Origin of the sequence: Salinarchaeum sp. IM2453, assembly GCF_019693215.1 — an archaeon.
GTDB lineage: Archaea > Halobacteriota > Halobacteria > Halobacteriales > Salinarchaeaceae > IM2453.
Window position 1 is genome coordinate 469,672 of the sequence record NZ_CP081183.1, and the last position, 12,389, is coordinate 482,060.

The window sequence follows — 12,389 nt, forward strand, 5'->3', positions numbered from 1 at the left end:
ATTAAAGATAACCATTGGTATGATATATTACAATTTTATAACTTAACTGAGAAGGCCGGCAAGTCGTTTTTGAAGGGTGGAAATCAAGCGATCTCTCACGTCACACAAGGTGTAATCAGAGTCTCGTTGACATGATGGACGATAGGCAGATGGATTTACATTGAAGCCAGACTGAAAGCTTTGGAGCTTGCTTCCAAAGTACTTCACAGAATATCGAGGCGGATGCCACGGGGTCGTCCGGAAATCTCCGATTTCCGTGATCACGAGAATCGAAGATGCTCGAACGACTTGACCCCGTGGAAGAGGCCGACACGCAACCGAATACAACATATTCAAAGAGTTTAACATCGTATTCAAAACTAGTAACTTGCAGCCAGATGTGTTGTGAGTTACGGGCTGTCCGTCAACCAGCCCCTCGAAGTTAGGGACGTTGAACGTGAATGGTCAGACAGACCCCACCGAGCATTTCTCGGTTAGAACGGGAGTCCACTGACAAGCCTCAGGGTCAAGCCCCGAGGCAGTTAACACTGTAGCTTGAATGCAATTGAAACAACGCTGGACAAACGTCTAGAAGTTCATCCAGCAGTAGGCGAAACGTTTGTGTTTTTCCTTCAGGGCTAAGACTGAAGCAAAAAGAACGTTGCAAAACGCGAAATAGTAGTATTAGTTCTATTTAGAAAAGTGAAGTACCTCAGGGGGAAGTCGTTCGAGAATCGGAGATTCTTGTGATCACGAAAACCGGAGGGTTTTCGACGACCCCGAGGTCTGCCTGCTTTCTCTGTAGAAGATTTAACGCTGGAATTAGGCAAGCCGGTGGAGGGATTTGAACCCTCGACCTAATCCTTACGAAGGATTCGCTCTGCCAGTCTGAGCTACACCGGCACTCATCATACTGTTGCCGAATCCGCAAATTGACATCCTCCTCCGCGTTCACGCGGAGGAATCCCGAGCGGTGGGAGTTTCAGGTTTGCAGTCCAAGTATAGACTACCACACCTTTCGGGCACGGGTAGTCCCACAGCATCGGTGTGGTGGACTGCTGGCGGTGCCAAACCGCCGTTACCCCTATCTTCGACCGTGTATGGCGTCCCAGTGTTGTTTTTGCCACGGGAACGCCGGCAGGCGTCAGCAGAGTTGGGAGTATCGTTATGCTCGCTTTGAGCAGTCGGCACGGACACACCCTTCGAAGATATGCGTTCACCGACTGCCATTTCGGATACTGCCTCGTTACGTGGGCGGACAGGCCGCCCCCGAAGGACGGTTCGGAATCCGCTCCGTTCCGACCGATTCCTATATTGGTGTAGGGCAGCCTGTCACTTAAACGTCACTGTAGCAAACTCGGGGTGACGTTCGAACCGTGGTCTGTTACCCAGAGTGACGGCGCGTATCCACGCCGTGAACGACGTGGTATTGCGCCTGCTCCGCGTATAATCATGAGAGTGAGTCGATAGTCGCGGATTACTACCGGGAAACCTTGATATCAAGCACGACATTCAGCTCGTGTGGTGCATATGAACGGACAATGCGCTCGTTCTCAACTGTGACCGAGTACTCCTCAGCATGCTCCTGAAAGAGCTGTTTTGCAGGACCAAATGGATCATCCTCGTGCTGGATATCATAATAATGGATCAGACACTCATCACCAGCGAGCGCAAGAGCCGTGTCAACGAACTGATCAGCACTGTGTGGTAAATTCATCATTAGTCGGTCTGCCCAGTCAGTATACTCGTCAGTGACAGCCCGAACATCACCAGCAATAGCAGTTACATGATCAGAGACACTGTTGCGAGCGGCGTTTTCGTTAAGGTACTGTATTGCAACCTCGTTTTTGTCAACACCGACTGTAGTGGCTCCCTGTGCTGCTGCTGGAATCACAAATGGACCAACGCCGGCGAACATATCAAGCACTTGCTCAGCTGCTGTGATCTGTTCAGTAACGCGGTGCCGTTCGGTGGCCAGTCGCGGCGAAAAGTAGACACTATCGAGATCAAGTGCATATTCAAAGCCGTATTCACGGTGGACAGTTTCGGTGCTGTTACCAGCAAGGACCTCCCAGTCCCGGACACGGAGTTCGCCTTTAATTTTTGATGCCCGGTTGAGTACGGTGGTAACGGGTAGATCCGATTCAACAATTGCATCGGCGAGTTGCTGAGCACGATCAGCGTCATCCTCGTCGATGATCACGATGTCGCCAATCCGTTCATACGAGACGTCAAAATCAACAAGATCAGCTGGCATCGTTGGCTGTTCTCTGGCTGGAACCTCGTGATACTGGATGGTATATTCGTCTGGCACAGCATCTGGATCAGTAACTGGAAGATACAGGGTGCCATCTTCGACGGTGATTTGCCAGTCATCAGCCAGCACATCGGCCGTAGCCAGCGTCTGGCGGGTTTCTTCGCCATCAGTTCGATCGACAACAACGCAAGGTACCTTCATAGTCGGTGGATTGTCTACGTGTGTATATCCTGCGGAGCTATAATTGCATTTGTGTTTATCCTTGCATACACGATTGGGACGGCTTCTGGATGAATCCCTAAGGTGTCCGCTATGGTATCTGATGAAAGGCCACAACAGTAATTGAGGTTGGGGCAGACGATGCGAGCAGTGGCTATGTCGATGAGACATTGTTTTGATGACAGAGCGTCCAGTTCGGTGTATGCTTAGTTTCGTTGGGCTGGGATTATATGATGAACAATCCATTACGCTACGCGGACAGAACCGATTACAGGCGGCTGATCGGGTGTTTATTGAGACGTACACCAGCAAGCTTGCTGGAACAACACTTGATGCATTATCCGACTTTCATGGAATAGAGATTGAACATCGGGATCGAGCCGGAGTTGAGCAGGATCCAGCGCCAATCCTTGATGCAGCTGAGGCAGGCCATGCTGCGTTTGTGACCGCCGGTGATCCAATGATTGCAACAACACATGTTGATTTGCGATTGCGGGCTGCACAGCGAGACATTGAGACGGAGGTAATTCATGGTGTAACAGCACAGACAGCGGCCAGTAGTCTGACTGGGTTGCAGAATTATCGATTTGGCCCGGCAACGACGTTGCCATTTCCATGGGCACACGGAGCAGATGGAGTTCCGAGTAGTGTCATCAAGACCATTACAGACAATCTTGAGCGTGATCTGCATACACTCGTGTTTCTGGATATCAAGGCCAGACGAGATGAGTATATGACTGCTGATACAGGCGCTGAACTGTTGGCGGAAGCGTTTGATGACCAGCTAGCGATTGGGATTGCTCGGGCTGGTTCCGATGATCCGGTACTAAAGGCAGACAATCTGGATGCGCTTGCTGACTATTCTTTTGGCAAACCGTTGCACATGCTTGTGATCCCAGGAACATTACATGAGATGGAGGCACAGGCAGTCAAGGCATTCTGTGATGGACCAACAGCAGTTATTGATTCACAATAGGAGGACCTGGACGGAATTGCGTCTTTTTTGGGTAGATAGAGAGATAAGAGAAGGTAGCCGTTGCTACGGGGTTGGTGAAAAGGAATGAAAAGAAAAGGGGAGAAAAGTGAACCGCTCAGTAGTCGGCGTTAGCCGAGTACCTTATTCTTCGTTACGCAGGCGCAGAGCAAGCAGTGCAGCACCAAGCAGGGCGAGGGCTGCAATGCCAGCCGTGAAGCCTGGGATTCCTTCATCATCTTCTTCAATGGTTAGGGTTGCCGTGTCGGATGCGTCATCATCGTCGTGGGTTGCGGTTGCCTCCATGTCATACTCATCAGCATCGAGATCTTCAGTTTCGACGTCTTCGAAGGTAACCGTTTCAGTGTCACCTGCATCAACATCAACGGTATCATCTACGGTGATCTCGCCGTCGTCAATGTCAAGTTCAACATCGACATCTTCGGCGTCAAGGTCACCGGTGTTTTCGACATCAACGTCAATGTCAGTGTTTTCACCTTCGTCGATCGTGAGATCATCCAGTGTAACATCAAGTTCAACAACTGGTTCCTCGACGGTGAGTGTTGCATTTGCAGTGTCGTCGTCGGTCATCGCGGTCATGTCATAGTCATCAGCGTCGAGGTCCTCAGTGTTGAGGTCAAGGCTGACAGTCTCGCTGTCATCAGGACTAAGTTCTTCAATTTCCTCAGTTGCGCTGATGTCTTCACCGTCAACTTCAACTACGACTTCCTGTGTACCTTCAGCATCTCCTTCATTCGTGACTTCAACATCGACAGTTGCTTCGTCACCTTCAGTGATTTCTACATCGTCGAATTCGGTAATCTGGAAGTCGGCCTCGTCATCGACAACGCTCAGAGTTGCGGTTGCAGCGTCGACGTCGAACTCGTCGAGGTCATCTTGTTCTGGTGTAGCTTCAATATCAGTCTCACCGATTTCGTCACCAATGACCTCTACTTCAGCGAGTCCGTCTTGTTCAGTGTCAGCAGTCTCGTCACCGGTGAATGATGCAACAGAGGTATTGGTTATTTCGAAGTCAATTCCAATTCGTGGAACCTCGATTACATCGTCGTTTTCATCAACGAGGTTGGCTGAAACGTTGGTGGTCTCATCTTCAGCGATAGAGTCTGTTTCGAGTTCGATGTTACCTTCTTCAGCAAAACTGTAGAAAGTTGCATCAGCATCATCACGGTCGATGCCTGCAGTTTCTTCAACAGGGTTGACATCCAGGTTGATATCGTGTGTGCCAGAGTTAGTACTATCTACGAATACGTAGAAATGTCCATCAGTGATCTCTTCGCCAAGTTCGTTGCCAGTGATTCGCTCACCGAGGTTTTCATCCTGAATAACACCCGTTGGCTGCCCATCATCGATATCATCAGCAATGACTTTTGCAGACCCGGCAGTTGTGAGTTCGAATTCGAACGGCTCGTCATCTTTCTCGGTCAAAGATCCAAACTCATCGAAAATACTAACATTGTAGGCAGCAACGCGGTGTTCTCGGGTAAATTCTTCATTAGTTGAATCGTAACTTGTACCACCACGGATTGCATTTTCTTCGAGATCAACACTGATCTCATCAGGAGCACCAGCTGTTACTGTGTATTCAAGATCAACGTGCTCTTCGCCGTTGTCAGTTTCAAGTGTTGCGTTGACAGTGTAATCACCAGCGAGGGTACCACTAAACTCAAACGGAGCTGTTCCGTATCCTGGGTTTTCAAAGTCAAACCCTGCTGTCTCAAGGCTGGTCGTGTTAAGAACGTCACCAGCATCAAGATCGCCAGGGGATTCAGTTAACTCTAGGGAGACATCGGCACCGCCAAAGGGTCCATACGTCTCATTTGTGACCTCAACAGTTCCTACTTCGGTTTCGCCAGCAACAACATTTTCAGGACTCTCTCCAGCATCGCCGGTAATGTCATCGGCCATCACATCGACTGTGTCAACATCACTGGTGGTGGTGACGTCGTTACCGCCATCAGCTTCAGTTGTCGTATTGTACGTAACTGACATGTCCACATCGTCAGCTTCGGCAGTCACATTTAGAAGTCCGAATGGAGCAACAGTCAGCTCATCATTAGTGCTAAAGTCACCGTCCGCTTGGACAATAAGCTCGTTGTCACTTACTTCTTGGAAGGTAACATCGTCACTACCAAGTTCAGGTTCGTCTTCTGGACCATCAACTACAACTTCCCAATATGTGAAGTCAACTCGTTCACCAGTGTCTTCATCAATGGCATTTCGGGTATCAAAGGTAATCTCGCTGTCAGTTGGGAACTCAAAGGTGATATTGGTTCCGTCTGCGACTTGAACAGCATCGTCATCAGAAATCTCTGCCGGAACTACAGTAATGGCATCGTCACCATTCCCGGGATTACCGATGATTGAGCCATGTGCATCTGCGTCTTCGACAGGAATCTCGTCAAATTCTCCAAACGATTGACCGACTTCGACATCAGCTTTTTCAACGCTAATCAGAGCGTTTTCATCAACGGAAGTGACCTCTCCAGTTTCACCGGTCTGGAGCTCGATATCAACAGACGTCTCATCGTCGATGTCAGCAGAAGTGTTGAAGTCAAGTGACTCCTCATCGCTAGCATCTGCAATGAAAAGTGACTCTCCATCGGCTGGTGGGGAGTCTGTAACATTGAAAGTCAAGACATTGTCTTCGATGACTACATCATAATCTGCTGAAACTTCACTTTCATCATTATCGTAGATGGTAATCTCCTGTCGTTCATCAAACGTAACATCAGAATTATTCGTTGCTAATGTTATATTGGTATTCTCTGCAATGACACCTTCCTGATTCGTGATTTCAACGACAAAATCATCATCCGGTTCTGCAATTTCTTGGCCGTTTATACCAGCGCCAAGGGTAACCTCATCACTGCCGAAGATTGTGAGTTCAGGCTTGCTAATCGCAATTGTGTGAGTCTCATCCGCTTCAACAGAGCCAGTCGAAGCTTCTGCCTCTGTAGTCATCGAGAGTTCAGTTTCATCAGGAACATCTGCATCGACATCAACCTGAATGTTTTCGACATGAACGGATTGACCAGACTCGAATGATTCGCTCACAGGAAGGAAAAGTTCGTTTGCCTCAGCAGAGATGTCATCTTCCTCAATGTTTCCGGCATCACTGCCACCTTCGATACTAATGTCATCGACGTTAGCGAATTCTAAACCTTCATCCTCAATGGTGAAAATAACATCTTCGCCTTCAGCAATTTGGCTGTTTGCTTCTGAAAGACCATCTGTAGCATCGGCTGTTTCAACAGTCAAAGTCTCCAGACCTTCACCTGATGAGTCAGCACCAACAGATGAGTCGTCGTCGTCATCGAGTGATGGTTTCTGTGGGTCGAAGACCTGTTCGTCAACATCGCCGAGGAAGACGTCAATGTTGACATCTTCGTCATCAGATCCGAGATCAGGAGTTGTATCAAACTCAAGTCCTTTCAGGCGAAGTTGGTCATCATGTGAGGTGGGGCCGTCAATTTCGACTTCTAGTGTCTGGTCATCAACGATAGTGACATCGGTGAAAGTAAAGTCCGCCTCGCTGTTCTTTGAGGTTTGGATATCATCTTCATCCAGACCATCGCTGAAGCTAACATTTTCTGGCAGTTCTATGGTTGTAGTGCCATCAATAGCTCCGTCCGTACCTCCATCTTCAATGACAAACACGTTAGTAGCCTGATCGCCACTGCCAGCAATTAGTTCTGCGTTATCCAAGCCGGTGGTAAATCCAGCGCTGATGTCACCTTCGGAAAAATCTGCCTCTGGATCAGCAGCAGCACTGCCAGCAAGCGCGGTTGCCCCCATTGCGACCATCGAGACAACCATTACAGTCGCAAGGAAAATAGCACGGAATTGCTCGCGCCTACTTGTCATAGTTCACCTCCATATTCATAATCAAAATACGATACTCCACCGCCAGAAGAAAGGCGGGTACTGATACTATGCATAGTCAATTGTGTCATAATGGAATCGTGAGTCTACCAGTTTATACGTCTTATCCCCGACTATAAATATTTTGTGAGATGTGGAGAGAAATACGTTCAAATAATGGACATAACCGCCTGATTAGGAACCCGACACACAGGTACGCACTATTTTCGATACCAAACAATATTTCTCATAACGCAGACATAAAGTATGCTATAAAGCATGCGCGCGTCAGACAAGTAGCTGGACAGCTTGACCCGATATATATGCTATGGTGTGGGGGTGATAAAATGCCAGATCAGCGGGTAGAGACCATATTTCTGGTACTTTGCCATTGTCAGCTACCAACGACTTAATGACCAAGACGTGATTTGAAACCTTGCAATCTTAGCAGTGGATAGAGCCCTTCAAACGGTGGATTTAAAGAGCGCGAAGTGTACAGATATCCGTTTATATGTAGGTGTCGATATCAGGAGTCTTGTGGCTTCTACCGGTGGTATTTTGCCCACCACCACCAATCCAGCAAACACCCCTCAGAACATCCCGGGCTAGCGAACAAACGCTTAAACTCCTCTAAAATGCTTTTGCGCTCCTCTAAGGAGATAATTTACACCGGAGAAATTAAATTTCAAACCTTCTCTAAGCCATTAAAGTCGTTGGCTTGTCAGTTGGACTCCCGAGTTTCGCGCTTCTAGCCCGAAGGTCCCACGTCCCTGACGTTCTAATCAGAGACGTTCTCAGGCGACAATCAGGCAGAGAGTCGGAGGGACTCGTTCGCTGTCCCCTGACTCCGGGGCTGGCTGACAGACAGCCCGTCCCACCGACCGCTTCTGGGCCTGTGGGACGTGGTTTGACGTACGGTCCAGAGTCAAATCAAGCGTATGCACTTCTTCCCACCGCTAAAACGGGTGGGCTTCCGTGCTGTAACCCCGTGAGAAGACTACGGTGTCGGGAGAAGTTGCATCAGCTAGTCGTAGAGTCACTCGAGGTAAGCCGGTTGCTGTGTCGCAGGGCCTGAACAACCAGTCCAAAAACAAACACCCCAGCGAAGACGATCGGAGAGGGTTCAGCCTGGCCCGTAACAACGATTGTGCTTTCTGTGATGATTGCTTCCCAGATCGGGTACACTGTGCTAAGTAACGCAGCTCCAAGGCCGGTCAGAGTGATTGCCATAATGGCCCCATAATAGCGAAGGGAAATGATTGCTGCGGCAATTCCGACAATGATTGCAAGTGCAAGGAACTGTTGAAGTTCTGGATCAGTAAAGAGTGAGAGTTCAGCAATTTCGGTGAACAACAATTCAGGACGGGATGCAGCACGTTCCGCATCCGGGACAGAAAGAGTAGATAGGGCTTCTTCGCCAATACCAAGGACCAGCGTTGCAAGCGCCCCCGTGACAAAAGCAGTAATGGCAACCGTAAACTGGGCGAGCATCGAGATGAGAATTCGACCGAGGACAGCCCCGACAAATACGGCCACAGCAACAGCAACCAAATGCTCCCCGAGGGCAAGTGATTGATCAAGGAGTTGTGGGACGAATATCCAGCCAGCCATACCTCCGAGCGTGCCACCGGCGAGCCAGCCAATCCAAGCTAACAAGAGATTACGAAGGTCATACCCTCCAATCGTGAACACAAGCCCAATTGCAGTGACCACCGCTGTGGCAACAGTGATTGTCGGATCGATTTCTGTCACACTCCAATAGTTTAGTGCCGATTACCTAATCCGTTCCGGTGTTTAGCTACTTCGATTGTCCGTTAGAGTTATCATCAGATTCGGTAACGCCGGCATCACTGTCATCAGATCCATCGCTGTTCGAGTCATCATCAGAGTCATCACTGCGCATCGAGCGTAACAGAACGTACCCGATTAACAGAAGCAGGACAAGAATTCCTAAGATGGCAAGGATTGAGACATCATCGTCATCAGGACTAGGGTCAACATCTTCCTCTGCGGTTAACGCGAAGAATGAGAATCCAGGGACATCAGCACGGAGTGTGATAAACTCATCATCCTGATCAACGACTTCAGCATCAAGTGTTTGCCATTCGTCGGCGGTATCGTTGTATCTGACCGCTTCGACATCTTCAGCGTCGGCATCTAGATCATCGACAGCGTCAACAGAGACGTTCATCAGCATGCTGCCACTTCCATCAGCTGCGGCCTCTGGAAGATCGAGATGGGAGACTGCAAGCACCTCATCATCCGGCTCACCGGTTCGTTCTGGAGCGGATGCAAGAAGACTGGTGCTTGCATCGCCGGCAATCTCACCACCGATCCGGACATCTTCAACGGATGTAGCACCGGTAAAGCCATAGATTGTCTCATCATCATCGGTACCATAGACCGGTGAGTTGCGTTCAGAGCGGGTGAACACAACATCGTCATCGTCCGGGAGAAGGTCTTGACGGGTCGTATTGAGCGCCTCTTCATCTTCTTCTACCGCTGGAACAGGTAAAACTTCAAGTTGCGCAGTATCACTTGCACCATCAAATGCTGCGGTGATAGTTACGATACCTGGCCCCTCGCCGGTAATGACATTGTCATCAACGCTCGCAATGCTGTCATTGGCACTGGTGATGGTTGCCTCATCGGTTACATCTTCTTCAGTGCCATCCTCAAAGGTTGCAGTGACGGTTGCAGATGTCGTTCTGTCAACTTTAATTGTCTCACGGTCTAGTTCAAGATCAAGGTCATCAACCTCAGTGTCGCTAACTGTCAGAGTTGCAGTAGCAGTGTCGGACGCGTCCGTGTCCGGATGGTCTGCTTCTAACTCCATGGTGTAGTTATCAGGGGAAAGGTCATCCGTTTGGACTGACTCAAAGGTCACGGTCTCCGTAGCCCCTTCCTCAATATCGACAGTCTGTGTGTCAACAATCTCGCCAGCACCGATATCGAGTTCAACATCAACTCCGTCTGCATCGGCGTCGCCGTCATTCTCAATCACAGCTGAAATATCAGCCTGCTGCCCTTCGAAGATGGAGACATCATCAAACTCGATGATCTCAAGATCTGGTTCGTCTGGATCAGGATCAACAACGTCCTCCTCTTCGATTGTTATCTGTTCTTCTGTTGTCTCAAACTGCTGGCTGGTGTCGTTTTCTGAGGCAACGTGAACAACCTGATACTCACCTTCATCAAAGTCTTCAAACGTTTCAACAGTAATCTCCCCATCGGCACTGCCCTGAAGCGCCGTCATTGACGCATCAAGTCGCTCATCACCAGTTGCCTCAAGTTCTGGTGTGTCAACACCAGCTTCATCAGCAAGCCGCTCAATGACGGCTTGGAGTTCAAACTCACCACTCTCCTCTTGTTCAGAAAGAGTCATTCCGGCCGCTGAGATGTCAGTGGCAATGTCGGCAATACCATTGACCGACGCAATCGAGTGTTCAAGAACAAGGTCCTCATCATCAAGGTCGCCTAGTTCATCAAACTCTTCTGTGACATCTAGGGTAAACTCAGCATCAGTGAAGGTCTCTTCATTATAGATACCAACAGCATGAATGACATCATCATCAGCGTCATCAAGATCTGTATCGACATCAACAGTAATGTCATCGCCAGGTTCTGCATCATCAACCTCAATGGCTGATTCGTCGGCGTGAACAGCTGCCTGTTCAAGACCGATCACAGTTCCTGGATCATCAGCAATATCCTGCACTTCGTTGTTCTCAATCTCAACGACCGGGTCATCACTGAGCATCATCGCATACTGGCCAGACCCAGGATCAAATGGATCATCAATATCATCAGCAAGATTGACATCGTCCGCGAAGGTTCCATCCCCATCAATCGTCACGTCTTTTTCAGCGAATGTGACATTGTCATTGAGTTGCGTGCGGTTTTCAGCAGTTGCAGAATCTGCAAGGAAATCATCAAGTTCTGCGATGGAACTCGGAAGTTGATTCATAATGCCGTCGTCTGGAATATCCTCTTCGGTCAGTGACTCATCTAAGTATGCAACAACAAGTGTTGCGTCACCGTCCCACTGTGCGGTGTCTGCATCGTCACGATCACCATATTCAACAGGAACATTATCGGTGCCAAATACTGAGATATCTGATCGAACATCAAATGAGTCAGTTCCGTCTGGATCGTTAATACGGAGGTCGGGAGCCTCTACAGAGGTCTCCGCAGCATCTGAATCGGTCTGTAAAGGAAGCACACTACGGTCCCACACTTCAACCGTTGTCTCGTTCACAGTAACATCAAAGGTATTATCAGTGCTCTGTGTCTGCGTACCAGAGCTATCAGCACCAGCGATGCCCCCCATCGCGGCCGGTGCAACCAACAGCGCTAAAATCATCAGAACAACGGTAAATAGTTGAAATACTGACTGTCCTGAGTCTGAATCCATACTATACTGGAACGCTATATGTCGCATCGGATATAATATTACCGACTTTCTACCTTATTTGACACATATCAAGCGGAAGTCCATCCGCTTTAGCGGTGGGTGTGAGCAACAACACGATGAAACGGTCCGCCGCTGTACAGTCGACTGTAATCCTTCCCTTTTACTCATCTGAAAACATATAATACAATAGGCAGGTTGGGGGAAACGTGGAGTTGGATGGGTGTCTCCACTACAATCAAAAAGCGAGGCCCCGCATTTGCCACTGCTACACCAGACCGGAACGGCGGTGAGGCCGATGGCCCAGCCTGTGCCCACCCGAGCGAACACGACGGTGGACGCACGCTTTGCGGCAACGCGAAGCGGCGTGCCGTGAGCGGATCCCCAACAGACCAGACCCTCTTTACGAGGGCTAAAGCGGAGCGCACAGACTGGAGTCCCCGCAAAGGGGAATCTTGCCTCCGGTGGGAACCAGCACCGGACTAGAGTACCCACGCGAGAGGAATCTCACGGCTAAAGCCCTGTCTCTTATCCACAAATTACGTCGCTGTCGGGATCGGTGAGATCGGCTGAAATACCGATATCTACGGATGTAACACCCTCATAGAACGGTTTTGCCGACCTTGTTTATCCGCATTTAGTCACTCCCTATCGCCGATATCACTGCC

6 protein-coding genes and 1 tRNA gene are annotated in these 12,389 nt (G+C 49.3%); 2 read left to right on the forward strand and 5 right to left on the reverse strand.

Features of this window, described 5'->3' with window-relative positions; all coding sequences use genetic code 11:
* Nucleotides 1–808 precede the first annotated feature (808 nt).
* Both K0C01_RS02320 and K0C01_RS02325 read right to left on the reverse strand, forming a co-directional pair.
* Nucleotides 809–882 (reverse strand) — tRNA-Thr (locus tag K0C01_RS02320).
* Nucleotides 883–1,459: 577 nt separating this feature from the next.
* On the reverse strand, nucleotides 1,460–2,437 hold the full coding sequence (locus K0C01_RS02325) for a class I SAM-dependent methyltransferase (RefSeq protein WP_221170463.1): 978 nt from the start codon (nucleotides 2,435–2,437) through the stop codon (nucleotides 1,460–1,462).
* A 220-nt stretch (nucleotides 2,438–2,657) separates the two neighbouring features.
* On the opposite strand from K0C01_RS02325, the gene dph5 reads away from it, so the two are divergent.
* Nucleotides 2,658–3,431: a diphthine synthase gene (gene dph5, locus K0C01_RS02330; RefSeq protein ID WP_221170464.1), complete on the forward strand. Its 774-nt coding sequence runs from the start codon at nucleotides 2,658–2,660 to the stop codon at nucleotides 3,429–3,431.
* Between the two features lie 141 nt (nucleotides 3,432–3,572).
* On the opposite strand, the gene K0C01_RS02335 is transcribed toward dph5, so the two are convergent.
* From K0C01_RS02335 to K0C01_RS02345, 3 genes are all read right to left on the reverse strand, one after another.
* Nucleotides 3,573–7,313, reverse strand: a complete 3,741-nt coding sequence (locus K0C01_RS02335) for a surface glycoprotein (RefSeq protein WP_221171175.1) — start codon at nucleotides 7,311–7,313, stop codon at nucleotides 3,573–3,575.
* Between the two features lie 1,017 nt (nucleotides 7,314–8,330).
* On the reverse strand, nucleotides 8,331–9,062 hold the full coding sequence (locus K0C01_RS02340; protein ID WP_221170465.1) for a hypothetical protein: 732 nt from the start codon (nucleotides 9,060–9,062) through the stop codon (nucleotides 8,331–8,333).
* A 46-nt stretch (nucleotides 9,063–9,108) separates the two neighbouring features.
* Nucleotides 9,109–11,724 carry a PGF-pre-PGF domain-containing protein gene (locus K0C01_RS02345; protein WP_221170466.1) on the reverse strand — a complete coding sequence of 872 codons (2,616 nt, stop codon included), beginning with the start codon at nucleotides 11,722–11,724 and terminating at the stop codon, nucleotides 9,109–9,111.
* 216 nt (nucleotides 11,725–11,940) lie between these two features.
* On the opposite strand from K0C01_RS02345, the gene K0C01_RS02350 reads away from it, so the two are divergent.
* Nucleotides 11,941–12,207, forward strand: a complete 267-nt coding sequence (locus K0C01_RS02350) for a hypothetical protein (protein WP_221170467.1) — start codon at nucleotides 11,941–11,943, stop codon at nucleotides 12,205–12,207.
* Nucleotides 12,208–12,389 lie beyond the last annotated feature (182 nt).